The following is a 25,870-nucleotide window of genomic DNA, read 5'->3' on the forward strand; positions in this document are numbered from 1 at the left end:
CGATGGACGCACAGTCTCTGATCGTCTGGGCATTGGCCGTTGCGATCTACTTGTGGGGCCTCGCCTGAAGCGTCGGGTACACCCGAGAGATCATTCGCCGCCGGACCGCACGCCTTCTTCGACCTTCTTCCCCAGATCGGCGTCGACATTGCGCCAGTATTCGAAGATGCGCTCGTACAAGGCCTCAGACGTACCGCCGAGGACGTGACCGACGATGTTGCCGGCCAAGCGCTCCCGCGCGGCGTCGTCCATGACCACCCGAACCAACACGCCCGCCTGACCGAAGTCGTCGTCCTCCGCGTGCTCGACGTATGCGGCTCGCACAGCTTCGGTACCGAAGCTCCACAGCCCCTCATCGCCTGCGCGCTCGGGGTCCGCATGCGGACCGCCGAAGCTGTTCGGTGCGTATACCGGCGTCGCGGGGTCGTTGAACGAGTACGCCATGCTGCCGTCCTGCGAGTACGACTCCACCTTGTTCTTCGGAGCATTGACCGGCAGCTGTGCGTGGTTGGCGCCGACACGATAGCGGTGTGCGTCCGCGTAGGAGAACACGCGACCGAGCAGCATCTTGTCGGGTGAGAATCCGATGCCCGGCACGATGTTCGACGGCGCGAACGCTGCCTGCTCGATCTCGGCGAAGAAGTTCCGCGGGTTGCGATTCAGGGTCCAGGTACCCACCTTGATCAGCGGGTAGTCCTTCTGCGACCAGACCTTGGTGAGGTCGAACGGATTGAAGCGATAGCCCTCGGCATCCACAACGGGCATCACCTGCACGTGCAGCGTCCAGCTGGGGAACTCACCCCGTTCGATCGCCTGGTACAGGTCGGCGCGATGGTAGTCGGGGTCGGTGCCTGCGAGCACATCGGCCTCCGCTGCGGTGAGGGTTTCGATGCCCTGGTCGGTCTTGAAATGATACTTGACCCAGAATCGCTGGCCCTCGGCGTTGATCCACTGGTAGGTGTGGGAGCCGAAGCCGTCCATGTGACGCCAGGTACGAGGAATGCCGCGGTCACCCATCAGCCAGGTCACCTGGTGCGCGGTTTCGGGACGCAGCGTCCAGAAATCCCACTGCATGGTGTGGTCGCGGAGGCCGGAGCCGGGCAGACGCTTCTGAGAATGGATGAAGTCGGGGAACTTGATCGGATCCTTGATGAAGAAGACCGGCGTGTTGTTACCGACGAGGTCGTAGTTGCCGTCCTCGGAGTAGAACCGCATCGCGAAGCCGCGCGGGTCGCGCCATGTGTCAGGACTTCCCTGCTCACCTGCGACAGTCGAAAAGCGCACCAGAGACTCGGTTTTCACACCTGGCTGGAACAGCTTCGCCTTCGTGTAGGCACTCACGTCCTCGGTCACGACGAGTTCGCCGAATGCGCCGCCACCCTTCGCGTGGACCACCCGCTCGGGGACACGCTCACGGTTGAAGTGTGCAAGCTTCTCGATGAGGTAATGGTCGTGCAGCAGGATCGGCCCCTGCGCGCCCGCGGTCAGCGAGGTGTCGTCACTGGCTACCGGGTTACCGGCGTTGTTGGTGGTGAAACGGGTGTTCGTCATGTGCGACCTCCGTATTGGCGATTACCCGTGAGACCGGGTACGACGCGTCGACACGGGTCGCCGGAGCGACACCGTGCATGAAGTGGATCTGGATATCGAAAGGGTTCAGCGGCAGGACTGGCACAGTCCCCAGAAGGTCACCTCGGCTTCGTCGACGACGAAGCCTCCGGGATCCGACGGAGTAAGGCAGGGTGCGGCACCGACAGTGCAGTCGACGTCGACGACGGTGCCGCAATTACGGCAGACCAGGTGGTGGTGATTGTCTCCGGTGCGGGTCTCGAACCGGGCCGGGGAGCCGGCCGGCTCGATCCGCCGGAGAAGTCCGGCACCCACGCAAGCCCTGAGTACGTCGTACACGGCCTGGGTCGATACCTTGCCGAGCTCGTCGCGCACAGCGGCGGCGACCTCATCGGCATCCGAATGCGGGTTCCGAGCAACCATATCGAGTACTGCAACACGCGGAGCCGTCACCCGGAGCCCCACGGAACGAAGCTGTTCCTTGGGGTCGAAGTGTGAGTCATCCGTTCGCTGCATGGCCTCAAGTATGCCGCTTTTCTGGAATTAGTCAAGAAAAGAAACCGTGTGGTGACGATCACCAGTTAGGGTGGGCAGCATCGCCACGGTCAGCGAAGGGACCAGAACATGCCCGATTTCGGCCAACATCTCCGGTTCGGAAGCTTCCTCACTCCGGCCGCCGCAGACCCGTCGACCGTCGTAGACCTGGCCGTCCGATCCGAACGCGCAGGTCTCGACCTGGTCACCATCCAGGACCATCCGTATCAATCCGGGTTTCTCGACACCTGGACACTGCTGACCTGGATCGCAGCGACGACCGAGACCGTCGCGGTGTCGCCGAACGTCGCCAACCTCCCACTGAGAGGGCCCGCGATCCTCGCACGTAGCGCCGCGTCGCTCGATCGACTCAGTGGCGGGCGCGTCGAACTCGGATTGGGCGCGGGCGCCTTCTGGGATGCCGTCGCCGCCAACGGAGGTCCACGACGCAGCGCCGGTGAATCGGTCGACGCCCTCGTCGAGGCCGTATCCGTGATCCGGGCGCTTTGGTCGGACGAACGCGGCACGGCACGCGTCGACGGTGAGCACTACAGCGTCTCCGGCGCCAAGCGCGGTCCGGCTCCGCTACACGACATCGGAATCTGGCTCGGCGCATACGGGAAACGGATGCTCGCCGTGACGGGACGCCACGCCGATGGTTGGCTACCCAGCGCCTTCAATGCCGGTCCCGACAAACTCGGTGCGATGAGCGAGCGTGTGGACGAGGCCGCACGCAAGGCGGGCCGCGACCCTGCCGCGATCCGCCGCTTGTACAACATCAGCGGCACCTTCACCGACTCGGCCGACGGTTCGTTCCTCAACGGGCCGCCGCGAGTGTGGGCCGAACAACTCGCCGATGTGGCACTGCTGCACGGCACCAGCACGTTCATCCTCGGCAGCGACTCCGCCGACGACCTCGAACGCTTCGCCGGAGAGGTCGCGCCACAGGTGCGCGACCTCGTCGACGCGGAGCGGAATGCGACCTGACGCGGTTCAGCGATTGCAGGGCGCGGTGGGCACCCATTCGAGGTGACGCCCTGACAGAAGGGGACGGCGCCGGACAATGCCGGACAATAGAGACAGCGGCGGGGCCGCCCGCGTGCGCAGACGGCCCCTACCGATGGAACAAACCTAGATGGGGCGTTCTCCCTTGAGCGCTGCAATCGCCTTCGCGACGCCCTCTCCGTAGGCGGGGTCGCACTGGGTGCAATTGTCGATGTGGCGCTGCACCACAATCTCTTCAGCGCCGTCGATCGCGCGGGCGGTGTTCTCGAACAATGCCTGCTTCTGCTCGTCACTCATGTTGTTGAACAACACGCGGGGCTGCGAGAAGTAGTTGTCGTCGTCCTCACGGAAGTTCCATGCATCGGCGACGTCGCCCACCGACTGCGGCGGATTGCGGTACTGCGCCTGTTCCTGCCACTTGCCGTAGCTGTTCGGCTCGTAGTGCAGCTTGCCGCCGTAATTCCCGTCGACTCGCATCGCGCCGTCGCGGTGGAAGCTGTTCACCCCGTTCTTCGCCGCGTTGACGGGGATCTGGAAGTGATTGACTCCCAGCCGGTACCGCTGCGCATCTCCGTACGAGAACAGGCGCCCCTGCAGCATCTTGTCGGGCGAGAAACTGATGCCCGGAACCACATGCGCTGGGTTGAAGGCGGCCTGCTCGACTTCTGCGAAGTAGTTGTCGGGGTTGCGGTTGAGCTCCCACTCGCCGACTTCGATGAGGGGGTAGTCGCCCTTCGGCCACACCTTCGTCAGGTCGAACGGATGGTAGGGCACCTTCGCGGCGTCGGCCTCCGGCATGATCTGGACGCACAACTTCCACTTCGGGAAGTCGCCGGCCTCGATCGCGTCGAAGAGATCGCGCTGATGGCTTTCCCGGTCGGTGCCGACGAGTTCGGCGGCCTCGGCGTCCGTGAGGTTCTTGATGCCCTGCTGGACACGGTGGTGGAACTTCACCCAGAACCGCTCGCCCTCGGCATTGATGAAACTGAATGTGTGCGATCCGAAACCGTGCATGTGCCGGTACGAGGAGGGGATGCCACGGTCGCTCATCACGATGGTGACCTGGTGCAGCGACTCCGGCAGGTTGGTCCAGAAATCCCAGTTGTTGTTGGGACTACGCAGATTGGTGCGCGGGTCGCGCTTGACGGCGTGGTTGAGGTCGGGGAACTTCAGCGGATCGCGGAAGAAGAAGACCGGGGTGTTGTTGCCGACGAGGTCCCAGTTTCCGTCCTCGGTGTAGAACTTGACCGCGAAGCCGCGAATGTCGCGCTCGGCATCGGCAGCACCGCGCTCGCCGGCGACAGTGGAGAACCGGGCGAACAGCTCGGTCTTCTTGCCGACTTCGGAGAAGATCTTGGCGGTGGTGTACTGCGAGATGTCGTTGGTGACAGTGAAGGTCCCGTACGCACCCGAACCCTTCGCGTGCATGCGGCGTTCGGGGATGACCTCACGGTCGAAGTGCGCGAGTTTTTCGAGGAACCAGACGTCCTGGAGAAGTTGCGGACCCCGTGGTCCAGCGGTGATGACGTTCTGATTGTCGGGGACGGGGGCGCCTGCGCCGGTCGTCAACTTGTCCTGGGTCATAAGTCGTCCCTCCGTAGGCATGCGTGGGTGTGCGTGCGTTGAGTCGAAGTTCGTATCCAGTTGTCGCTCTACCACTCCGGGCTGCGGAGCGGCGGGGATCCCTGGCGTTCCACAACGTGGGCTCATGTTGTGTTGCCAGTCACACTTCATCACCTTTTCTTGAATAGGTCAAGAAAACGAGGCACAAAGTCCCGATGTACCGGCGGGCAGAACCGGAACATCACGATTCAACGTACCCGGCACGGGACCGGTCGTCAGGGAAATACCATCCGAATCACCAGCCGCATGCATCACAGGAGAACCATGGCCATCCGATCACGCTCGCCCTTGCTCGTCGCTGCGGCATGCGTGCTCCTCGTAGCCACCTCCCCCGCCGCGCACGCAGGCGGAATGTCTGGAGTCGTCAGCGCCGACGAGGTTTCGGTCGGAGCCGGCAGCGCACATACCTATGTCGCGTTCGACGACGACCGCGCTCCGACCGCAGTCGGTGTCCGCCTCGACACCGCCGCCCTCGATGAACTTCCGATCGGGATGTTGCCGACCACCCAGGAGTACGTCCTGCCGCTACCCGAGCAAGCAGCGACGACCATCTTCGACCACGTGACCCTCGACTGGAATTCGCACGGCCACAACCCTGAGCACGGCTTCGACATCCCCCACATCGATGTGCACTTCTACTTGATCGACCCTGCAGCCAGAGAAGCGATCCATCCCCTGACGCCGGGCTACATCGAAGCGTCCACTCGACTCCCCGACCCCCGGTATCTACCGGACGGCTACGCAGCCGGCGACGATCCACTCCTGGGCACCGTTCCGGGCATGGGGCTGCATTGGCTCGACACCGGCGCACACGATCACCACTTCACCGAGACGGTGTTGCACGGGACGTGGGACGGTCAGGTCGTGTTCATCGAGCCGATGATGACCCGCGAGTGGCTCACGTCGAAGCCGGATCTGCACGAGGACCTGCCCCAACCCGCCGCCTACCAGCAGTCCGGCGCGTACCCCACGACCTACTCCGTCACCTGGGACGAGGCCGCGCAGGAGTATGTCATCGAACTCGGCGGGCTCACGCCGCGGGAACCGTCGTAGGTCTCAGCCCTGCACGACCTCGAGCCCTTGCGCACCCGCGTACGCCAGCGCCTGCCCGAAATCGATCTTCGCGCCGCGCAGGCTCGCAGAGACCCAGAGCATCGCGTCGACTCGCGCGCCGGTCAGGTCTGCTCCGTCGAGTCGCAACCCACCGGCACGCACACCGCTGAGGTCGGCGCCGACGAGCAGCGATTCACGCAGATCGGCCTCGACCAGGTTCGCCTCCCGCAATCTGCATCCGCTCAGGTCCGCCTTCCGCAGATCGACGCCACCGAGCGAGGTCAGGCTGAAGTCGACCTCGTCGAAGGTCATGGGTCGCATCCGGCAGTCGCGGAAAACCGAGCCGAGAAACGTCGAGTTCCGGAACGTGCTGTTGCGCAACTGCGTGTACTCGAACGTGCAGTTTCGGAAGGCCGCACCGGAATGCGTCGAGCCGGTGAGGTCCGCGCCGGTGAAGTCGCAGTCGGTGAACGTGACCGCTTCCGTCTCGAGTCCGGAGAGGTCCGCGTCATGGAAGGTGCAGCCCACATACTCCTGACGCCGCCACTGCCCACCCGGTAGACGCGCGTCGGAGTAGTCCTCCCCCACGATCGTGTCGGATGCTGTGTCGAAGGCCGGGTCGTTCATACACTCAGTGTTCACCATCAGGCCTCACGCGGATCTTCCGCATCGGCACCTCCGGCGCTACCGCGCGATGCGGGCCTGCCCGGTCGCCATCGAACCCGACGTGACGACGATTCCGTGATGGTCCCCGGCGCGAAGCCAGCGGCTCAGCGTCGGCCCCTCCGCATCCACCGTCACCCTCGCATACCGGAAACGGCCGCGAAGACGCGCGGATGCCCGGTACAGCTCTCCGCTCTCGCCCGGCTGCGCGAACGTCAGACCTCCGGCAATCGGCAGTTGCGGCCCCCGTGGGGATGTGCAGGTCCGCACCTTCCACCCCTCGCCGGTTGCGGTGAAGTCACCCAGGACGTCTCCGCCGAAGTCGGCGAGCACCTTCGGCAATCTCCAGTGCTCACGGCCACCGTGTACCGACGGTTCGGAATCGACTGCGATGAACGGCACCGCCATCGCAGGGATCAGCCTGCGGCGCAGCACCGGGCTGGCCAGGATCTCGCGATACGGACCTACCGGAGAATCCAGATAGTCGACCATCATCGCGAGCGTCATCGGCACGATCGGCCCGTCGGGCCCGTATTCACGAGCAGCGGGAGTGCTGCGGTGCCACCATAGGGTGGCGCGCACGTTCGCCGGCCACGGCGGTGGCGGCGACACCGGCCAGTCGGTGCGGTCGTCGGCGCTTTCAGGCACGCTCCACAGCATCGCCGGCCTCCTCATGTCGGATTGTGAACAGCGGTAGGCGCAGTGCCCCGGGCGCATCCGCGGGCACCGTCGGCCGTATCGGCGGTACCGGGTCCACCGCGACGTAGGGCGCTCCGACGCCAGGCCTCTGGTCGATCTCACCCTTGTTGGGCCACAACGCCATTGCCCGCTCGGCCTGCGCGGCGATGGTGAGGGACGGGTTGACGCCGAGATTCGCGGTCACGACCGAACCGTCGACCACATGAATACCCTCGTGACCGTATGCGCGAAGGTACGGGTCGACGACGCCGGTCTCGGGCGAGTCGCCGATCACGCAGCCGCCGAGAAAATGTGCGGTCATGGGGATGTTCGCCAGATCGAGGAGCGATCCCCCGGGGTCACCACCGATCTCGTCCCCCACTCTCCGGACCGCCTCGTGTCCGACGGGGATCCATTCGGGTGGCGGACTCCCCGGCCCCTGCTTGCTGGTGACGCCGTGCCCGAATGGACTCCGCCTGCTGGCGAGTTCGAGAGAATTGTCGTCGGTCTGCATCACCAGCGCGATGACGGTGCGTTCGGACCAGTGCCGCACCGACAGACTGCGCAGGAAGGCAAGTGGGTTACGGGCTGCGACACCTACGAACTTCGCCAATCTCGGAATCTTGCCGCCGCCGTCGACGAGCATCGCCTGCAGCAGCCCGATCGCGTTGCTGCCCTTACCGTATCGCACCGGTTCGATGTGGGTGTGATCGTCGGGGTGGAACGACGACGTGATCGCAACACCCTCGGTGTAGTCGACCTCGCGGTTCTGCGCCGTCGCGGCGAGCACCGCCTCCGAGTTGGTCCGGACGACGCGGCCGAGGCTCGGTGACAACCGCGGCAGGTCGCCGCTCTCGCGCATGGCGAGCAGCAATCGGGCGGTGCCGTACGTGCCGGCTGCGACGATCACCTCGTCTGCGGTGAACATCCTCCGCCGCTTGCGGATCCCGTTGGTGCTGCGCGCCTCGATCTCGTATCCGCCATCTGCTCGAGGTGTCACGCGGGTCGCGGTCGTCAGTGGATGGATTCGCGCACCCGCACGCTCGGCGAGATGGAGGTAGTTCTTGACGAGGGTATTCTTGGCACCCACACGGCATCCGGTCATGCAGCTGCCGCACTCGGTACATCCGGTGCGGTTCGGGCCCGCGCCTCCGAAGAACGGGTCGGATACGGTCCTGCCCGGTTCGTCGAAGAAGACACCGACCGGCGTGGGGCCGAAGGTGTCGCCCACGCCCATGTCGTCGGCGACCTTGCGCATCACCACATCGGCGGGGGTGATGCTGGGGTTCTTGCGCACCCCGAGCATGCGCGACGCCTGCTCGTAGTAGGGCGAGAGTTCGGCCTCCCAGTCGGTGATGTGGCCCCACTGGGGGTCCTGGAAGAACCGCGATGGCGGACGGTAGAGAGTGTTCGCGTAGTTGAGCGAGCCGCCTCCGACCCCCGCTCCGGCCATGACCAGCACGTCAGGAAGGAGGTGAATACGCTGCACGCCATAGCATCCGATTGCCGGAGCCCACAGGTACCTACGGAGTCTCCAGCTGGTCTTCGGGAGCTCGTCGTCGGCGAAGCGGCGACCGGCCTCGAGAACCCCGACCCGGTATCCCTTCTCGGTCAGGCGCAGGGCCGAGACGCTGCCACCGAATCCCGATCCGATGACGAGGACGTCGTAGTGGGTCATCCTCGTACTCCCGTGTTCGCGGCCCGCAGGTCGTAGTTCTCTGCATCGAACTCCTTGGTCCGATTGCGGTAGTGCCAGGTGAAGGTCGGCCACATCACCGAGTTCCGGCCGGTCCTGTCGAGATACCAACTACTGCAGCCACCGGTGTTCCAGACCGTACCGGCCAGCATCGGGTCGAGTTCCTCGGCGAAGCGACGCTGTGCGTCCGCTCTGACTTCCACCGCATCGAGACGACGGGTGCGCATGACCCGCAGGGCGGCTGCGATGTACGCGGCCTGGGACTCGAGCATGTACACGATCGAGCTGTGTCCGAGATTGGTGTTCGGGCCGTACATGAGGAACAGATTCGGGAACCCGTTGACGCTGATTCCCAGGTGCGCCGAGGGGCTTCCGTTCCATACTTCCGCGAGACTCCGCCCGTGCTCTCCTCGGACATGTTGTGCGATGGGAGGCTCGGACGGCGTGAATCCGGTTCCGAAGATGATCGTGTCGACCGGGTATTCGTTGCCGTCGGCGTCGACGACTCCGTTCTCGGTCACCGACGTCAGCGCCGACGACACGATCTCGACATCGCTGCGGGTGATTGCCGGGAACCAGTCGTTGGACAACAGGATTCGCTTGCAGGTGATGGCGAAGTCCGGCGTGAGCCGGTTCCGCAACTCCGGGTCGGGTACCTGCTTGCGCAGGAACGAACGGGCACGCTTCTCGAACAGCGGCAAGGCGTAGTTCCGTGCGAACGGTTTCGTCATTCCGACGACATACATTTCCTTCTGACCGTACACAGCACCGCGAACAGCCTTCTGGACGACGGGGAATCGGCGGTACAGCGATCGCACAGGCGAGGCAATTCCATGATCGCGCTTGGGCATCACCCACGAGGCGGTGCGCTGGAACAGCGTGAGGTGGTCGACCCTGCCGACGATCTCGGGAACGAACTGGATTGCCGATGCCCCAGTACCGATCACCGCGACCCGTGCGCCAGTCAGGTCATGACTGTGGTCCCACTCGGCGGAGTGGAACATGGTGCCGCTGAACAGTTCCAGACCCGGCACTTTAGGCAGGGTGGGTGTGGAGAGCGCGCCTGTCGCGGCGACGAGCACGTCGGCAGTGAGGTTGCCGCGCGAGGTCGACACCACCCACCGCGCGCGCTCTCCGTCCCACTGCGCATCGCGCAGTTCGCACCCGAACATCGTCCGCTCCGTGACGCCCTGTTCGCGGGCTACCCGTTGCAGGTACGCGTAGATCTCGGCCCGAGTGCCGTGCGCCCTCTTCCACTCGGATTCCGGAGCGAAGGAGAAGGAGTACAGCGCACTCGGAACATCGCATGCGGCACCGGGATACGTGTTCTCCCGCCAGGTTCCACCGACATCGTCGCCACGTTCGACGACGAGCACGTCGGCTGCGGGGTCGTCGCGCAGGAGGGTGACGGCCATGCCGATACCGCCGAACCCCGCGCCGACGATAAGGGTATGTACGTGCTGAGGGAGCGTCGCCCGACCCCCTGCATCACCGGGTGTCACTGCATCACCGGGTCTCATTGCATCACCAGAGCCTTCCATGCCGGGATCAGCCGCTCCCGGAACTCACGATCGGATTCGGGAGTGCGCATCAAGGCCGATACCGCCAGCCCCCGAGCCAGTTCGATACTGAGATCGATCGCCTCGGGACTCAGCCGATCACCCATGATTTCCATCAGTCCCACACGTAGCGCGTCGGATACCTTGCGCTCGAGTGGGATCATCGCGGCGTGCAACGCCGGATCAGTGCGCGCCGCGACCCACAGTTCGAGTGCGGCGTCGAACAGCGGCCCGGAGAACGCGTCCATCAGCGTCTCGATCCCCAGTTCGGGATCCGGTTCCGCTTCGAGGATTTCGACGAGACGCTTGTCGACGAGGTGCTCCACAGCAGCAACCACCAGGGATTCCTTGGTCGGGAAGTGGTGGAGCTGCGCACCGCGCGAGACCCCGGCCCGTTTGGCGATGCCGTGGGTGCTGGCGCCCGAGTACCCCACCTCGACGAGGGAGTCGACGGCCGCGTCGAGCAGCTTCGCGCGGGTTGCCGCGGTGCGTTGCGCTTGAGTTCGCGAACCCTGCGCCACAGTGTCGTGAATCACGCTACCGAGCGTAGCGCCAAAACAACAAACAGTCCAGACTGTTTTTATCTTCTACCTACGGTGCCGCAGGGTGGCGAGACCGATTCGATACCCAACCCGGGACCAAACGGTGGCACACGGAGCAGAATCGCTTACGCGCACTGCAATACCGAGTAGTAGGGAGTCCCCATGACGTCCACTGAAACCACCGGTACCCATGTCTCCACCCTCGCCGAACTCGCCGAATACGTGGGCAAGCCCCTCGGCCTCAGCTCCTGGATCACCGTCGGACAAGATCGGATCGACACCTTCGCCGACGCCACCGACGACCATCAGTGGATTCACATCGACCCCGAACGCGCGGCGAAGGAGAGCCCGTTCGGCGGACCGATCGCGCACGGCTATCTGACACTCTCGCTGATCATCCCGATGTGGTACGAGGTACTGAAGGTCGACAGCGTGACGCTGGCCCTGAACTACGGCCTCGACAAGGTCCGCTTCACCAACCCGGTACCGTCCGGTAGCCGAGTACGACTCGACGCAACCCTGAAATCACTCGAGGAACTCCCCGAAGGCGGCGTCCAGATCGTGATCGAGGGCATGATCGAACTCGAGGACAGTGAACGTCCCGCGGTGGTCGTCGAGGCGATCTATCGCATGTTCGAGTAGCAGCACCCCGCAGAACGAGCGAACGGCACCTTCGATCCGACCGATCGAAGGTGCCGTTGGCTACGAACAAGCAGGGGCGATCTACTTCGCCAGGAGTTCTGCGATCTGAATGGTGTTCAGCGCAGCACCCTTCCGGAGGTTGTCGCCCGACACGAACAGTGCGAGACCACGACCTTCGGGAGCGCCGGGATCCTGGCGGATACGACCCACCAGCGACACATCGTCGCCGGCAGCGGCGAGCGGCGTCGGCACATCGACCAGCTTGACCCCCGGAGCCGACGCGAGAACTTCCTGCGCGCGTGCGGGCGAGAGCGGACGCGCGAACTCCGCGTTGATCGACAGCGAGTGACCTGTGATGACAGGGACGCGCACGCACGTACCCGACACGAGCAGGTCGGGAAGACCGAGAATCTTGCGCGACTCGTTGCGCAGCTTCTGATCCTCATCGGTCTCGCCGGTGCCGTCGTCGACGATCGCCCCTGCCATCGGGAGAACGTTGAACGCGATCGGCGCGACGTACTTGTCGGGCGCCGGGAAATCGACGGCACTGCCATCGTGCACGAGCTTCTCGGCGTCGCCGATGACGGCACGCGCCTGGCCGAGGAGTTCCTCGACGCCGGCGATACCGCTACCCGACACGGCCTGGTAGCTCGAGATGACCAGACGCTGCAGGCCCGCCTCGTCGTGCAGAGCCTTGAGGACCGGCATCGCAGCCATGGTCGTGCAGTTCGGGTTGGCGATGATGCCCTTCGGCGGGTTCTTCGCCTCCTCAGGGTTGACCTCGCTCACCACGAGCGGAACCTCGGGGTCCTTGCGCCACGCCGAGGAGTTGTCGACGACGGTCGCGCCGGCAGCGGCGAACCGCGGAGCCTGCTCACGCGACAGGGTTGCGCCGGCAGAGAACAGGGCGATGTCGATGCCCTTCAGATCCGCGTCGGAGGTCGCGGCCGCATCCTCGACGACGATCTCCTGGCCGCGGAACGGGAGCTTCTTGCCTGCCGAGCGGGCCGATGCGAAGAACCGCACCTTGTCGGCCGGGAAGTTGCGCTCCTCGAGAAGGGTGCGCATGACGATGCCGACCTGTCCGGTCGCACCGACTACAGCGATGGTGATTGCCATGGTTTACCGTCCCGTCCCAGCATGCACGACGGCCTCTTCCGTGCCGCCGAGTTCGAACGCGGCGTGGAGTACCCGCACTGCGTCGTCGAGGTCGTTGTCGTCGACCAGCACCGAGATGCGGATCTCGGAGGTCGAGATGAGGTCGATGTTGATACCGGCATCCGCCAATGCCTCGCAGAACTTGGCGGTCACGCCGGGGTGGCTCTTCATGCCTGCACCGACGAGCGACACCTTGCCGATGTGGTCGTCGAACAGCACCTGCGTGAAGCCGATTTCGTCCTGACGCTTGCTGAGCAGCTCGACGGCGCGCGGGCCGTCGGAGGTCGGCAGCGTGAAAGTGATGTCGGTCTTGCCGGTGTCCACCTTGGAGACGTTCTGCAGCACCATGTCGATGTTGATCTCGGCGTCGGCGACAGCACGGAACACCTTCGCGGCGTAGCCGGGCGTGTCGGGCAGTCCGACAACAGTGATCTTCGATTCGCTGCGATCGTGTGCAACGCCGGTGATCAGGGCTTCTTCCACGGGAATGTCCTCCATCGATCCGGTCACGAGGGTGCCGGGCTTGGTGGTGTACGACGAACGAACGTGCACAGGCACGTTGTAGCGGCGGGCGTACTCGACGCAGCGCAGCATCAAGACCTTGGCCCCGCACGCGGCGAGTTCGAGCATCTCCTCGAAGGAGACCTTGTCGAGCCGCTGCGCATCCTTGACGATGCGCGGGTCGGCGGTGAACACGCCGTCGACGTCGGTGTAGATCTCGCAGACGTCCGCGTTCAGTGCGGCGGCGAGTGCGACAGCGGTCGTGTCCGACCCGCCGCGACCGAGCGTCGTGATGTCTTTGCTGTCCTGGCTGACGCCCTGGAATCCGGCGACGAGCACGATGCTGCCCTCGTCGAGCGCAGCACGCACACGACCGGGCGTCACGTCGATGATCTTGGCCTTGCCATGACTGCCGGTGGTGATGACACCTGCCTGCGAGCCGGTGAACGACCGGGCCTCGGCACCGAACGAGTGGATCGCCATCGCAACCAGGGCGTTGGAGATGCGCTCACCCGAGGTGAGGAGCATGTCCATCTCGCGGACCGGCGGCGCCGGACAAACCTGTTGAGCGAGGTCGAGGAGTTCATCGGTCGTGTCGCCCATAGCCGACACGACCACGACGACGTCGTTGCCCGCCTTCTTGGTCTCGACGATCCTTTCAGCGACGCGCCGGATCCGTTCGGCCGTCGCGACCGATGATCCTCCGTACTTCTGGACGACGAGTGCCACGCTGGCGAACCTCCGGGGTCTTGGGTACAAGTCCAGGAAGCAAGCTTACCGATGTCGACCGGCGGCGCGGGTCCCGCCCTATCCGGACACGGTCGTATGCAGAAGCATGACGTTGTAATCGCTCCAGCGTGAGGCTGTGAAATAGAGGTCGTCGCCGGTCGACCACGGGTGGATGAACGGGGCGTAGATCCCTCCGAGCCGATCCCGCGCCACGATTTGCCGCGGTTCGCTCCACGGGCCCTCGGGCGACGGGCTGGTTCGCAGGTCGATCCCGCCGGTCACGTCGTTGCCGTAGACCATGACGAACTGGTCACCGGTGAAGTGCACCGACAGCTCCCCGACCGTCCCCGGGATGATCGGAACCGCACGGTCGACGTCACCGGGAATCCAGCCGTCGGCGGTCCAGTATTCATATGCGGTGAGGTCGAGAATCCGATGCTCGGGAACACGGGAGAGGAATGCCGCGCCGAACCTCCCCTGCGGTGTCCCGAAGTCGTAGAGATAACCGTCGTGGCGCACGTACGCGTGCTGCTGGAAATTCGCGTTGCCCATCGACAACTGCTGGACACCCGGAATATCTAGGGGAACGTTCAGCCTCGCGGTGGCCGGGTCGACATGCCAGGTCTCGCCGTTGTCGACGGAGGTGCCGATCATGGAGGCGTTGGTCCACCATTCGCCGTGGTCTCCCCAGGCCCGCACCGACATGAAGTTGATGTACTGCACCCCGTCGACGGCGATCCCCGCAGTGGGAATCACGGTCTTCTCGATCCCTTCGATACCGAGCGCCCCCACGAGCTCGCGGGAGAAACCGGGAGCGTGGGCATCCACCGGCGAACCGGCATGGATGTCGCCGGGAACCGGATCGGGAACGTCGATCCCGTCGGTCAGGTCTGTGTCCGCACTGCGCATGAGGACGTTGTGCCGCCATTCCTCACCCGGGGCGGCGCAGTCTCCGAAGGTGTCGCCGAAGGCCATGAGGATTCTGCGATCCGGCTCGGCTGCACCGTTGTCCCACATGATGGCCAGGTCTGTGCCCGAGACGGAGAACCGCGCATCGGTCCGGTTGTCGCTGCGCGGCCCTGTGACCCACGCGACGGTCCGCGTAGGCCCGGGCCCCGGATCCGGGAGCAGGTCCTTCGGCGCATCGGGCAGGAAATCGAAACTGCCGCCGCTGCCGAGCCCGCTACTACTGGGACTTTCGTGGCCGCATGGCTCGGCACCGGCTTGCGCTGCAAGCGGCACCGTCCCAGCCAGCGCGAGGACAAGGGCGCAGCCCCCGACGGCTGCCGTCCTCAAAGACTGCATGAAACACACCCCTTGCCACTCGCCTGGTACCAGTGTGACTGGTGATACTCGAGTTCATCTCTGAGCACAATAAGGCGTCGAGGTGCGAACATGCGGGAAGCACTGATTGCGATCGGGTCACGAACGCGCCGCGTTCACACCCCACCTCCGGCGATGTCGATCTCGACGAGGCGTCGACGCAGCACTCGGGCGATCGATTCGTTGCTCGTCACGGCGAGCGCGGCACGATAGGCCTCGGCTGCCTCGCCGAATCGGCCGGCACGACGCAAAAGGTCGGCGCGAGCCGGCTCGTACAACCGGCGGAGCTCGGCTTTCTTCGGTACCGCAGCGAGCGCGTCGAGCCCCGCATCCCATCCATCACGGAACCCGAGCGCAACCGCCCGGTTGATCTCGACTACCGGTGAGTCGGTGAGCGCGACCAGGCAGTCGTAGGCTGCGGCGATCACCGACCAGTCCGTGCGCTCCCACGACGGCGCGGTGGCGTGCACTGCCGCAATGACCGCCTGAGGTAGGTACTGCCCCGTCGAACCGGAAGCGCGATCGAGCGCGGCCAACCCCCGAGCGATGAAGTCCGCATCCCACTGCATTCGATCCTGATCTTCGAGCGGCAGCAGTTCCCCACTGCCGTCACGACGCACACCGCGCCGGCTGTCCAGGAGCAGCATGAGCGCAAGCAGCGCCCACGCTTCGTCCTCGTCCGGCATGAGCATGCACATGAGGTGGCCGAGTCGGATCGCCTCGTCGCACAGGTCCGAACGAATCGGGGAATCCCCCGCCGTCGCTGAATAACCCTCCGTGAACACGAGGTAGATACACGCCAGCACTTGCGGGACACGTTCCGGCAGAAGATGTTCGGCAGGGAGCCGAAGCGGGATCCCCGCATCCCGGATCTTGGCCTTCGCGCGAGTGAGTCGCCTCGTCACAGTCGATTCGGACTTCAGGAATGCGCGCGCGATCTCGGTCGCCGTGAGGCCGCACACCAGCCGCAGGGTCAGCGCGACCTGCGCATCGCGTGCAAGGGCCGGATGACAGCAGGTGAAGAGCAAGCCGAGCTCTTCGTCGCGCACCGCACCGACTTCCGCGTCCCCCGAGCGCGGCAGCGGTGTGAGAGCGATCGCCGCGGATTCCTTCCCGCTGCGTGCGGCCTCCCGACGCAACCGATCCACTGCGCGGTTGCGGGCAACCGCGGTGATCCAGGCTCCCAGGCTCGAGGGGACGCCACGTTCCGGCCAACTCTTCCGACACGGTCCAGCTTTCCAGCGGCCACAGTTCGGTATAGCCCTCGTCCATACCGGGGATACGGCGCGTCAGGTCCAGCGCCGTATCGAGGTCGTCGGCCGCGAAGACGTAGAAACCACCGACCACCACCTCTGCCAGCTCGACGAAGGGGCCGTCCGTGATCAGCGGTGCACCATCCGATCCGCGGATGGTCACCGCATCCGCCGACGGATACAGAGCAGCCCCGCCCACGATCGCCGAGCCCGCGTATTTCCCGAACTCGTCGTGGAGTGCGACCTCCGCGTCGAATTCGTCGGTTCCGGGTACGACCTCCGGCCCGATCTCCGGACCCACCAACAGCGCGAGAAAGTCCATGATTGCCATCCTCTCGTGTCCGTGAGGAGCAGGAAAGCCCCTCACCATGACGACGAACGAGCGTGTGCCGATCGGACACCGCACCGCCTACGGACAGCCCCGCGGGCGGAGAGCGGTCTTGCGCGTTACACTGCTTGACATGCAGCGTGCGCTTCTTCTCGGCCGCCGCGGCGGGATTTGACCAGACCGGCCTCCCGTCGCGGGGTTTCGTCGCGCCGGTCGATATCCTGATCTGGACTCACAAGTCCCCTTTTTTCTTGGAGTACGTCATGTCACCCGCCGACGCTTTCACTTCCGGTTCGCGCAACATCACGCCGCCGACCAAGCCTGCTCCCGCCGACCAGGCACCGTGGAACAAGCAGAAGAACTCATCGATGCCCACCTACCGGTACCGGCCTTTCGCCGAAGAGGTGGAGCCCGTCTCGCTGCCCGACCGGACCTGGCCCGACAAGATCATCGACCGCGCCCCGGGTTGGTGCGCCGTCGATCTGCGCGACGGCAACCAGGCACTCATCGACCCGATGAGCCCGGCACGCAAGCGCCGCATGTTCGATCTGCTGGTCCGCATGGGCTACAAGGAGATCGAGGTCGGCTTCCCGTCCGCGAGCCAGACCGATTTCGATTTCGTCCGGGAGATCATCGAGGACAACGCCATCCCCGATGACGTCACCATCCAGGTGCTGACACAGTCGCGACCCGAGCTGATCACCCGCACCTTCGAAGCCTGCGCCGGCGCGCAGAACGTGATCGTGCATTTCTACAACTCGACGTCGATCCTGCAGCGCCGCGTCGTGTTCAAGGCCGACCAGGACACCGTCAAGAAGATCGCGACCGACGCGGCGGAACTGGTGATCGAGACGGCGAAGAACTATCCGGACACGAACTGGCGGTGGGAATACTCCCCCGAGTCGTACACCGGAACCGAACTGTCGTATGCCAAGGAGGTCTGCGACGCGGTCGTCGAGACCCTCGGCGGTACCCCCGAGAACCCGGTCATCATCAACCTGCCGGCCACCGTCGAGATGGCAACGCCGAACGTCTACGCCGACTCGATCGAGTGGATGCACCGGAATCTGGCCGAACGCGACTCGATCATCCTGTCGCTCCACCCGCACAACGACCGGGGCACCGGAGTTGCCGCGGCGGAGCTGGGCTACCAGGCCGGCGCCGACCGCATCGAGGGCTGCCTGTTCGGCAACGGTGAGCGCACCGGCAACGTGTGCCTGGTGACGCTGGGCCTGAACATGTTCAGCCGCGGCGTCGACCCGCAGATCGACTTCTCCGACATCGACGAGATCCGACGGACCGTCGAGTACTGCAACCAGCTGCCCGTCCCCGAGCGCCATCCTTACGGCGGCGACCTGGTCTACACCGCGTTCTCCGGCAGCCACCAGGACGCGATCAACAAGGGCATGGATGTCATGAAGGCGGACGCGGACGCCGCGGGCGCCGACGTCGACGACATCATCTGGGCGGTTCCGTACCTGCCGATCGACCCGAAGGACGTCGGTCGCAGCTACGAGGCCGTGATCCGCGTGAACTCGCAGTCCGGCAAGGGCGGCGTCGCGTACATCATGAAGCACGACCACGGGCTGAACATGCCGCGCCGACTGCAGGTCGAGTTCTCGCAGGCCGTACAGAAGGTCACCGACGGCGAAGGCGGCGAGGTCAGCCCGAAGGAGATGTGGGACATCTTCAACGAGGAGTACCTGGCCCCCATCACACCGCTCGAGCGCATCCGGCAGAAGGTGACCGCGGCCGAGACCGACGACGGCGAGGACACCGTGGTCGCCGTGCTGAAGGTCGACGGCGTCGAGAAGGAGATCACCGGATCCGGTAACGGACCGCTGGCAGCATTCGTCGACGGCCTGGAATCCCTCGGATACCAGGTGGCGGTTCGCGGCTATGCCGAGCACGCGATGTCCGCCGGTGACGACGCCAACGCCGCAGCCTTCGTCGAAGCCGACGTGACACGCCCCGACGGCACCACTGCGCTGGTGTGGGGTGCGGGTATCGCGCCGTCTATCACCGTCGCGTCGCTGCGCGCCGTCGTCTCGGCAGTCAATCGTGCCCACCGCTGACGCGATGTAGGTGAACCGCGCCCACCGCTGACGCGACAATCCCGACCGCACGAACGCGGCGGGCCCCGACCGGGGCCCGCCGCGTTCGTCTTCTGTGCCTCACAGGACCCAGAGTTCGCATTCCCCTGCAACAGGACAATCCCGGTTGTACTCTGCGGGTGGCATCTCGACTCGATCGCGTTCCGATTTTCCTGGGAACTGCGATACTCCGTCGATATCCGAATTCAGCTCGTGCACATGATGGTCCATTCGTAGACGGAGAGTTGCATGGAATTCTGGGACATCATCTGGTACATCATCGTTTGCTTCGCCTTCATCGCTTACCTGATCATGCTGTGGATGATCATCAGCGATCTGTTCCGGAATCGGGAACAGTCCGGATGGGTCAAGGCCATCTGGATCGTCTTCCTGTTCATCATCCCGTGGCTCACCGCCCTGGTGTACCTGATCGTGCACGGCGACGGAATGGCGAAGCGGTCGGCCCGCGAAGCGGCCGAGTTCAAGTCGGCACAGGACAACTACATTCGGGAAGTCGCAGGGGAGAAATCCGCCGCCGAGCACATCGCCGATGCGAAGGCACTGCTGGATTCAGGCACGATCACCGAGGACGAGTTCCAAGCCCTCAAAGCGAAGGCCCTGGCCTGATCCGTCCTGATCAGTCCTACTCTGCGCGATCGACCCGCGTCGCCGCGGTGCGGAATGCTTCGAGCACCGCGGCGATCGCGGGTCGTTCCGTCGCTCCGGGGCGCGTGACGAGGTCATAGATCCTCGCTGCGCGGACACCGGCCACCCGCACCCGCACCACCCGCGGATGCTGCACCGAGAACCTCGGCATCAGCGCGACACCGCGACCGGCGGCGACGAGCTCTTCGATCACGTGGAAATCGTTGATTCGGTGAACTACCCGGGGTTCCACACCGGTCACGGCGGCGACGGACAACAGCACGTCGTCCACCGGGAATCCTCCTCGCACACTGATCCAGTTCTCGTCGGCAAGCTCACCGAGCTGTGCTTCGCCGCGGCCCGTGAGACGGTGTCCGGGTGGGAGTACGAGGTCGATCGGCTCACGTAGCAACCCCGTCGTCGCGACACGAGGCCCGGCCAGAGTCGGGGCACGTTCATCCCTGTGGGTGAGAACCACGTCGTAGTCGGCCAGCAGTGGCGGCACCGCCGAGGCGGGCACGTCCTCGTCCTGGGCGTCGACGTCCACGCCACTGTTCGCCATGAGATCCAATACGGCGGGCAGCAGGAGTGCAGCGCCCGACGGAAACAACGCGACGCGCACGCGGCCACGCGGACGAGTCCGGTACGCGGCCATCTCCGCCTCGGCACGGTCGAGCGCGGCGATCACGTCGTCGGCGCACACGACGAGCGCCCGGCCCGCATCCGTGAAGCGCAGCCGACGACCCGACGGCTCCAACAGTGAGACACCCGCCTCGCGGCCAAGGAGCTTGAGCTGCTGGGATACCGCCGACGGGGTCATCGACAGCGCTTCAGCCGTCGCGGCAACGGTGCCTCGGTCGGCGAGTTCGCGCAGAATCCGCAACCGTGTCGCATCCATGAAGTAAATCTACATATCAGATTAAGAAAGTTCAGATTGTCGAAATTGTTGCCTTAGCGAACAATATGGGAGTGACCGCCCGCGCCCGACTCCTCGCCCTGACCGTCGTCCTCCTGTGGGGATGCAACTTCCTCGCGATCCGAGTCGGGATCGATCACTTCCCGCCGATCTTCTTCGCGGGTCTGCGGTTCCTCGTCATCGCCGTCCCCGTCGTGTTGTTCGTACCGCGACCCAAGGTGGAACTGCGCTGGCTTCTGCTCTACGGCCTGCCATTCGGATTCGCGCAGTTCGGATTCCTGTTCTGGGCGATGAATGCCGGGCTCGCGACGGGTCTTGCGTCGTTGGTCCTGCAGTCCTCCGCCCCGATGACCGTCGCACTCGGCGCGCTGCTGCTCGGGGAACGACTCGGGCGCATCCAGATCATCGGACTCCTCGTCGCAGTCGCCGGAATGCTGATCGTCGCAGTGGCGCAGGGTGGCAGCAGCATCGGACTCGTACCCCTTCTGCTCGGGCTGCTCGCCGGCCTCTCGTGGGCGATCGCCAACATCGCGACACGGAAGGCGAAATCCACCGAACCGATGAAACTGATGTCCTGGATGTGCGTGATCGCCACCGCCCCACTATTCGCGGTGTCGTGGATCGTCGAAGGTCCCACCACCGGCTGGGCGGCACTCGGGTCTGCTTTCTCCACCGGAGACGGACGCATCGCACTCGTCGGCCTCGCCTACACCGCCATCGCGGGCACCATCGTCGGCACCGGCATCTATGTCGCCCTCCTCGGTCGCTACCCGGCGGGCACCGTGGCCCCACTGTCGTTGATGGTGCCGATCGTCGGGTTCACGGTCGCGTGGGCCGCGCTCGGCGAGGTACCGACACCGCTGACACTCGCCGGCGGAGTCGCGGTGATCGCGGGGGCACTCGTCGCGCAGTCGGCGGGGCGTCGGGCGGCAAGTGCCGCCCGACCACTACGGCGTCTGCGGGGCCGGGGCGTAGTTCGGGCTACTCCAGGGGCCGAGGAGACGTGCCGGTGCGGAGCGTCGCTCGACGTGCCGGCACCGCCCGGGTGACGCGATCGGCAACTCCTCGTACCACCCGCCCGGCCGCCGCACGTGCACGTGTGCTTCCCCCGCGACGACTCCCGAAGGTTCGCGGCCGAGCAGCCGCGCCAGCACGTAGGTCGCGCTCAGGCTCGTCACGTCGCGGATGACTCCGAGCGGAAGCAGCGAACCGGTCTCGGCGAGAAGCTCCCGCTCACCCGCGCGCAGTACCAGCCGCAGGCCCGGGGCAATGCCCTGCACCGCCAGCGAGACCGCGATGTTATCACGATCGTCGGATCCGACCGCGGCCAGCGCACGGGCACGCTGCACTCCGATCCGCTCGAGCAGACCGCGGTCGCCGCCGTTGCCCAGCACCGCCGGGATGCCCATTTCCCGCACTTTCCCCAGGTGCTTCGCGTCGGTATCGCGTTCCACGCCGACCACCGGGATCCCCAGCTCGCGCAGCTCCCGGCACAACCGCAAACCAACCTGTCCGAGTCCGACGACGATCACGTGCCCCGACCGCGGCAGTGACCGCCGCCCCCACAGTGCCGTCAACCGGGGACCGAGGAGCCGGTCGACGACACCGGCTGTGAACATCGCGGTGAACACGATCGTCGCGAGCATCGCCGACGACGCGATCAGCCCGTACATCTCGTTCCCGTGCGGATCTGCCGCCGGGCCGACCGTCGTGACCACCCGCACCGCCTCGTGGAAGGCCTCGACAGCACCGTAGCCCTCACCGAACGTCAACCACGCCCAGTCCCCCAGCATCACGACGGCCAGACCGAACAGCCCGGCGATCAGAATCCGCGTCCCGGTCTCGTGTCCCCTCACCGCGGCCGTCAACTGCCCCGGCCTGCGCTTCCACCACGGCAGCCGCAGCACCGTGATCGGCACCTCGTCGAGCACGTCCCCGACCTTGCGGACCCCGCGCGGAACACGCCCGGTCGACGTCACCGCCAACAGATCCGGCGCCACGCACGGGCCCGCCAGCGACGCCGCAGCCAGATCCGCCGGGGAGGTCACGTCGCACTGCGGAAGGAAGCGCGCGAGCTGATCACCGATCGTGCCGTCGAAGATCGTCGCGACCATCGGCACCTCCGGATGCAGGTGCCCCGCAGCCAGCGCGTACCTCAGCGCCACGACATCGTCCTGCAACAGGATCGCGATGCCCGCGATCGGCTCGCCGGTGAGCAGGTCGTGAAGCTGTTCGTCGTCGGGTTCGGGCTCGTGCCGGACCGCGATGTCCTGGGCACGCAACGATGCACACACTCGGCGCGCCACCGTGGTGTCGCCGACGATCACGTAGGCACCCGCCCTGATTCCCGTCGTTTCGTTCTCGAGCACGGAACTCACCTCCGCCGGTCGCGTTCCCTCGATACCCTGTGTGTGCTTCCAGGGGAGCACGCCGGCCCCTGCACTGCACCTGTCCACCACCCCTCTGTGAGCGATTCCGGCCACCGGTCCGCTGTGTGACCGTGCGGACACCACTGCGGCTCCGCGACCGGAACGCGGCTGTGGAAAACTCGCCCGGGTGGGAACTAGCACTGGAATCACCACCCGCGGCAGGCTTGCACTGCGCGCGGCGAAAGCCGCTGCGTGGGCGTCACGCAAGGCCGGACGGGGTAACGGCTCGATGATCGGCGGGCTCATCGCCCTCCAGATCGATCCCGACCTGATGACGCAGCTCGGCCGCGGCCGCCGCACCGTGCTCGTCACCGGCACCAACGGCAAATCCACCACTACGCGGATGACCGCGGCGGCACTCGAGACCCTCGACGCCGTCGTGACCCAACCCGACGGCGCGAACATGGACGCCGGCATCGTCGCGACCCTCGCTGCGAACCGCACCGCGCGACTCGCCGCGATCGAGGTCGACGAACTGCACACCCCGCACGTCGCCGATGCGCTCGAGCCCGAAGCGATCGTGCTGCTCAACCTCACCCGAGATCAGCTGGACCGCGTCGGCGAGATCAACATGATCGAGCGCAAACTTCGCGCGGGGCTGCAGGGGCACACCAGCGCAACGATCATCGCCAACTGCGACGACGTGCTCGTCACCTCCGCTGCTTTCGACAACCCGAACGTCGTGTGGGTCGCGGCCGGAGCCGGGTGGGCCGGCGACTCCGTCAGCTGCCCCCGCACCGGCGAACCCATCGTGCGCGACGGCGACCACTGGTACAGCACGGGATCGGACTTCGCCCGCCCCACGCCCGACTGGTGGGTCGACGACGACAATCTCTACGGGCCCGACGGACTCGTCCTACCCCTGAAACTGACCTTGCCGGGCCGTGCGAACCGCGGCAATGCGGCACAGGCCGTGGCAGCCGCCGTCGCACTCGGCGCCGATCCGGCCGAGGCCGCGGCAGCAACGTCCGTGGTCGAAGAGGTCGCGGGACGCTACAAGACCGTTCAGGTGGGGCCTCATTCGGTGCACATGCTGCTGGCGAAGAACCCGGCCGGATGGCAGGAAGCACTGTCGATGATCGATCCGACCGTCGACGGCCTGGTGATCGCGGTCAACGGTCAGGTGCCGGACGGTGAAGACCTGTCGTGGCTGTGGGACGTGCGATTCGAGCACTTCGAGGGCGTCCAGGTGGTCGCCGCAGGTGAGCGCGGCACCGACCTGGCCGTGCGCCTGACGTACGCAGGAGTCGAGCACACACTCGTCGCGGATCCGCTGCGCGCCATCGCCTCGTGCCCTCCCGGACGCGTCGAGGTTCTCGCCAACTACACGGCGTTCCGGGATCTGAACACCGCGATCGTCAAGGGGGCTACGAATGTCTGAGTCGACCGTGCGGATCGGGCTCGTCCTGCCCGACGTCATGGGCACCTACGGCGACGGCGGCAACGCACTGGTGTTGCGCCAGCGCCTCCGCATGCGTGGCCGCGACGCGGAGATCATCGAACTCGGCCTGAGCGATCCCGTCCCCGACTCGCTCGACCTCTACACACTCGGCGGCGCCGAAGACGCAGCGCAGCGCCTCGCCACACGCCACCTCCAGCGCTACCCGGGCCTTCAGAAAGCGGCGGAACGCGGTGCACCAGTCCTGGCGATCTGTGCGGCCATCCAGGTGCTCGGACACTGGTACGAGACCTCGGCCGGCGAGCGAGTCGACGGCGTGGGCCTCCTCGACGCGACGACGTCGCCGCAGAAGACCCGCGCGATCGGCGAAATCGTCATCGCCCCGAGCATCTCGGGTCTCGCCCTTCCGGTATCCGGTTTCGAAAACCACCGAGGTGGAACGACTCTCGGATCCGATGCAAGACCCCTCGGGAAGGTGACCCGCGGCGTGGGCAACGGCGTCGGCGACGGAAACGAAGGCGCGGTGCAGGGTTCGGTCTACGGAACGTATCTGCACGGCCCCGTGCTGGCACGCAACCCCGAGTTCGCCGACCACCTGCTCGCTCGCGCACTGGGTGTCGAATCGCTGCCGCCGCTCGACCTTCCGGAAGTCGAACAACTCCGCCGGGAACGCCTGCGCACCTAAAGACTTCGGTCCTGAGCGATGTGGGCGAGAATCAGGTCGGCCAGCTTGTCCGGGGCCTCGTCGGGGATCCAGTGACTGACCCCGCCGAGCGTTTCGAGCCGGTAGGGCGCCGCGACGTACCGAGGGTTGGCGTCGACTGCGGCGCGCCCGATCGCGACATCGGCGTCGCTCCACACCATGAGGGTCGGCACCTCGACACGACCGAGACTCGAGCGTGGATCGGTCAGCGGCAGCGCGCGGTACCAGTTCAGCCCGCCACGGACCGCGGGGCGATCGCCCATACGCTCGACATCGCGCGCGGCGGCGAACGGCAGCTGGCCGGTCTTCCGCAGGACCGCGTTGCTCACCGCCGGGACGCTCAACAACCTCTCCGGGATCCACGGCAATTGGAACGCCAACATGTACCAGGACTTGAGCAGTTGCGTACTGGTGACCATCGACCGCAGGAACGCGGCGGGATGCGGCACGGACACTGCGGTCAGGGTGCGCACCGCACTCGGACGCCGCGCGGCCAACACCCATGCGACGGCTGCACCCCAATCGTGCCCGACGAGGTGGACGGGGCCGGCCCCGAGCTGTGCGATGAGGGCGTCGACGTCGTCGGCGAGGTGGAAGAGCCGGTAGTCGCGGCGACGCCGCGGACGGGCCCGCGGAGAGTAGCCGCGTTGGTCGGGTGCGATCGCGCGATACCCGGCCTCGTGCAGATTCGCTGCGACGCCGTCCCACGACCGTGCATCCTGCGGGAATCCGTGCAGGAGGACCACCGGTTCGCCGTCGATCGGGCCTTGGTCGCGCACGTCGAATGTGAGGCCGTCGCGCACGACGGTACCGATACGTTCCCCCACCG

The 25,870-nt window shown here is 65.8% G+C and carries 22 protein-coding genes and 1 pseudogene; 8 read left to right on the top strand and 15 right to left on the bottom strand.

The genetic code is table 11. The annotated features are described in order from the left end of the window. Positions 1-90: 90 nt before the first annotated feature. A complete protein-coding gene (locus tag EV641_RS23170) occupies positions 91-1,551 on the bottom strand; it encodes a catalase (RefSeq protein ID WP_132474903.1) in 1,461 nt (486 codons plus the stop codon). A gap of 105 nt (positions 1,552-1,656) precedes the next feature. Next, complete coding sequence (locus tag EV641_RS23175; protein WP_054713587.1) at positions 1,657-2,085, bottom strand: Fur family transcriptional regulator; 429 nt, start codon at positions 2,083-2,085, stop codon at positions 1,657-1,659. 108 nt (positions 2,086-2,193) lie between these two features. On the opposite strand from EV641_RS23175, the gene EV641_RS23180 reads away from it, so the two are divergent. Further along, positions 2,194-3,090: an LLM class flavin-dependent oxidoreductase gene (locus EV641_RS23180; protein WP_132474905.1), complete on the top strand. Its 897-nt coding sequence runs from the start codon at positions 2,194-2,196 to the stop codon at positions 3,088-3,090. 144 nt (positions 3,091-3,234) lie between these two features. Here the strand turns inward: EV641_RS23180 and EV641_RS23185 are convergent, their stop codons facing one another. Further along, positions 3,235-4,692, bottom strand: coding sequence for a catalase (locus EV641_RS23185; RefSeq protein WP_132474907.1), 1,458 nt, complete (start codon positions 4,690-4,692; stop codon positions 3,235-3,237). Positions 4,693-4,995: 303 nt separating this feature from the next. Here EV641_RS23185 and EV641_RS23190 point away from each other — a divergent pair, with 303 nt between their 5' ends. Next, the gene (locus EV641_RS23190) at positions 4,996-5,784 is read left to right on the top strand and encodes a DUF5602 domain-containing protein (protein ID WP_054713585.1); all 789 of its coding nucleotides are present in this window, start codon (positions 4,996-4,998) and stop codon (positions 5,782-5,784) included. A 3-nt stretch (positions 5,785-5,787) separates the two neighbouring features. Here EV641_RS23190 and EV641_RS23195 read toward each other — a convergent pair whose 3' ends face one another. Genes EV641_RS23195 through EV641_RS23215 form a run of 5 tightly spaced genes read right to left on the bottom strand, consistent with a single transcriptional unit; the run spans position 5,788 to position 10,916 of the window. Beyond that, on the bottom strand, positions 5,788-6,411 hold the full coding sequence (locus tag EV641_RS23195; protein WP_054713591.1) for a pentapeptide repeat-containing protein: 624 nt from the start codon (positions 6,409-6,411) through the stop codon (positions 5,788-5,790). Between the two features lie 57 nt (positions 6,412-6,468). Continuing rightward, positions 6,469-7,107, bottom strand: a complete 639-nt coding sequence (locus EV641_RS23200) for an acetoacetate decarboxylase family protein (protein WP_199233363.1) — start codon at positions 7,105-7,107, stop codon at positions 6,469-6,471. Further along, positions 7,088-8,803 (bottom strand): GMC family oxidoreductase, encoded by a 1,716-nt coding sequence (locus EV641_RS23205; RefSeq protein WP_132474909.1) that lies wholly within the window; start codon positions 8,801-8,803, stop codon positions 7,088-7,090. The genes EV641_RS23200 and EV641_RS23205 overlap by 20 nt, the downstream gene beginning before the upstream one ends. Further along, positions 8,800-10,341, bottom strand: a complete 1,542-nt coding sequence (locus tag EV641_RS23210; RefSeq protein WP_054713908.1) for an NAD(P)/FAD-dependent oxidoreductase — start codon at positions 10,339-10,341, stop codon at positions 8,800-8,802. Before EV641_RS23210 ends, EV641_RS23205 begins: the two co-directional genes overlap by 4 nt. Then, positions 10,338-10,916, bottom strand: coding sequence for a TetR/AcrR family transcriptional regulator (locus EV641_RS23215; RefSeq protein WP_054713911.1), 579 nt, complete (start codon positions 10,914-10,916; stop codon positions 10,338-10,340). Before EV641_RS23215 ends, EV641_RS23210 begins: the two co-directional genes overlap by 4 nt. Before the next feature lie 168 nt (positions 10,917-11,084). On the opposite strand from EV641_RS23215, the gene EV641_RS23220 reads away from it, so the two are divergent. Next, on the top strand, positions 11,085-11,564 hold the full coding sequence (locus tag EV641_RS23220; protein ID WP_054713914.1) for a MaoC family dehydratase: 480 nt from the start codon (positions 11,085-11,087) through the stop codon (positions 11,562-11,564). An 81-nt stretch (positions 11,565-11,645) separates the two neighbouring features. Here EV641_RS23220 and EV641_RS23225 read toward each other — a convergent pair whose 3' ends face one another. The 4 genes and pseudogenes from EV641_RS23225 to EV641_RS23240 form a co-directional block, all read right to left on the bottom strand. Further along, the gene (locus EV641_RS23225; protein WP_132474911.1) at positions 11,646-12,683 is read right to left on the bottom strand and encodes an aspartate-semialdehyde dehydrogenase; all 1,038 of its coding nucleotides are present in this window, start codon (positions 12,681-12,683) and stop codon (positions 11,646-11,648) included. A gap of 3 nt (positions 12,684-12,686) precedes the next feature. Further along, the gene (locus EV641_RS23230) at positions 12,687-13,952 is read right to left on the bottom strand and encodes an aspartate kinase (protein ID WP_132474913.1); all 1,266 of its coding nucleotides are present in this window, start codon (positions 13,950-13,952) and stop codon (positions 12,687-12,689) included. 78 nt (positions 13,953-14,030) lie between these two features. Beyond that, the gene (locus EV641_RS23235) at positions 14,031-15,257 is read right to left on the bottom strand and encodes a DUF4185 domain-containing protein (RefSeq protein WP_132474915.1); all 1,227 of its coding nucleotides are present in this window, start codon (positions 15,255-15,257) and stop codon (positions 14,031-14,033) included. 134 nt (positions 15,258-15,391) lie between these two features. After that, positions 15,392-16,495 (bottom strand): annotated as a pseudogene (locus EV641_RS23240) (sigma-70 family RNA polymerase sigma factor); the annotation flags it as partial. 624 nt (positions 16,496-17,119) lie between these two features. Here EV641_RS23240 and leuA point away from each other — a divergent pair. Together leuA and EV641_RS23255 are read left to right on the top strand one after the other, a co-directional pair. Next, entirely contained in the window at positions 17,120-18,931 is a 1,812-nt protein-coding gene (gene leuA / locus EV641_RS23250; protein WP_132474921.1) for a 2-isopropylmalate synthase, read from the top strand. Between the two features lie 267 nt (positions 18,932-19,198). Beyond that, complete coding sequence (locus tag EV641_RS23255) at positions 19,199-19,576, top strand: SHOCT domain-containing protein (protein ID WP_054713924.1); 378 nt, start codon at positions 19,199-19,201, stop codon at positions 19,574-19,576. A gap of 16 nt (positions 19,577-19,592) precedes the next feature. Here EV641_RS23255 and EV641_RS23260 read toward each other — a convergent pair whose 3' ends face one another. Then, positions 19,593-20,492, bottom strand: coding sequence for a LysR family transcriptional regulator (locus EV641_RS23260; RefSeq protein ID WP_132474923.1), 900 nt, complete (start codon positions 20,490-20,492; stop codon positions 19,593-19,595). A 71-nt stretch (positions 20,493-20,563) separates the two neighbouring features. On the opposite strand from EV641_RS23260, the gene EV641_RS23265 reads away from it, so the two are divergent. Beyond that, positions 20,564-21,559 (top strand): EamA family transporter, encoded by a 996-nt coding sequence (locus EV641_RS23265; RefSeq protein WP_132474925.1) that lies wholly within the window; start codon positions 20,564-20,566, stop codon positions 21,557-21,559. Here the strand turns inward: EV641_RS23265 and EV641_RS23270 are convergent. Further along, entirely contained in the window at positions 21,458-22,879 is a 1,422-nt protein-coding gene (locus EV641_RS23270; RefSeq protein WP_199233364.1) for an NAD(P)-binding protein, read from the bottom strand. The genes EV641_RS23265 and EV641_RS23270 overlap by 102 nt on opposite strands. 187 nt (positions 22,880-23,066) lie before the next feature. Between EV641_RS23270 and EV641_RS23275 the strand changes: the two genes are divergently transcribed. Further along, positions 23,067-24,320 carry a Mur ligase family protein gene (locus tag EV641_RS23275; protein ID WP_132474927.1) on the top strand — a complete coding sequence of 418 codons (1,254 nt, stop codon included), beginning with the start codon at positions 23,067-23,069 and terminating at the stop codon, positions 24,318-24,320. Continuing rightward, positions 24,313-25,023 (top strand): glutamine amidotransferase, encoded by a 711-nt coding sequence (locus EV641_RS23280; protein WP_054720597.1) that lies wholly within the window; start codon positions 24,313-24,315, stop codon positions 25,021-25,023. The genes EV641_RS23275 and EV641_RS23280 overlap by 8 nt, the downstream gene beginning before the upstream one ends. Here EV641_RS23280 and EV641_RS23285 read toward each other — a convergent pair. Beyond that, a complete protein-coding gene (locus EV641_RS23285; protein ID WP_132474929.1) occupies positions 25,020-25,868 on the bottom strand; it encodes an alpha/beta fold hydrolase in 849 nt (282 codons plus the stop codon). The genes EV641_RS23280 and EV641_RS23285 overlap by 4 nt on opposite strands. Positions 25,869-25,870 lie beyond the last annotated feature (2 nt).

This window comes from Rhodococcus sp. SMB37 (assembly GCF_004345605.1).
Classification (GTDB): Bacteria; Actinomycetota; Actinomycetes; order Mycobacteriales; family Mycobacteriaceae; genus Rhodococcus.

Bases quoted from the DNA above. Each gene is read 5' to 3' on its own strand.
- EV641_RS23170 (WP_132474903.1), bottom strand. From the start codon at position 1,551: ATGACGAACACCCGTTTCACCACCAACAACGCCGGTAACCCGGTAGCC.
- EV641_RS23175 (WP_054713587.1), bottom strand. From the start codon at position 2,085: ATGCAGCGAACGGATGACTCACACTTCGACCCCAAGGAACAGCTTCGT.
- EV641_RS23180 (WP_132474905.1), top strand. From the start codon at position 2,194: ATGCCCGATTTCGGCCAACATCTCCGGTTCGGAAGCTTCCTCACTCCG.
- EV641_RS23185 (WP_132474907.1), bottom strand. From the start codon at position 4,692: ATGACCCAGGACAAGTTGACGACCGGCGCAGGCGCCCCCGTCCCCGAC.
- EV641_RS23190 (WP_054713585.1), top strand. From the start codon at position 4,996: ATGGCCATCCGATCACGCTCGCCCTTGCTCGTCGCTGCGGCATGCGTG.
- EV641_RS23195 (WP_054713591.1), bottom strand. From the start codon at position 6,411: ATGAACGACCCGGCCTTCGACACAGCATCCGACACGATCGTGGGGGAG.
- EV641_RS23200 (WP_199233363.1), bottom strand. From the start codon at position 7,107: ATGCTGTGGAGCGTGCCTGAAAGCGCCGACGACCGCACCGACTGGCCG.
- EV641_RS23205 (WP_132474909.1), bottom strand. From the start codon at position 8,803: ATGACCCACTACGACGTCCTCGTCATCGGATCGGGATTCGGTGGCAGC.
- EV641_RS23210 (WP_054713908.1), bottom strand. From the start codon at position 10,341: ATGAGACCCGGTGATGCAGTGACACCCGGTGATGCAGGGGGTCGGGCG.
- EV641_RS23220 (WP_054713914.1), top strand. From the start codon at position 11,085: ATGACGTCCACTGAAACCACCGGTACCCATGTCTCCACCCTCGCCGAA.
- EV641_RS23225 (WP_132474911.1), bottom strand. From the start codon at position 12,683: ATGGCAATCACCATCGCTGTAGTCGGTGCGACCGGACAGGTCGGCATC.
- EV641_RS23235 (WP_132474915.1), bottom strand. From the start codon at position 15,257: ATGCAGTCTTTGAGGACGGCAGCCGTCGGGGGCTGCGCCCTTGTCCTC.
- leuA (WP_132474921.1), top strand. From the start codon at position 17,120: ATGTCACCCGCCGACGCTTTCACTTCCGGTTCGCGCAACATCACGCCG.
- EV641_RS23255 (WP_054713924.1), top strand. From the start codon at position 19,199: ATGGAATTCTGGGACATCATCTGGTACATCATCGTTTGCTTCGCCTTC.
- EV641_RS23260 (WP_132474923.1), bottom strand. From the start codon at position 20,492: ATGGATGCGACACGGTTGCGGATTCTGCGCGAACTCGCCGACCGAGGC.
- EV641_RS23280 (WP_054720597.1), top strand. From the start codon at position 24,313: ATGTCTGAGTCGACCGTGCGGATCGGGCTCGTCCTGCCCGACGTCATG.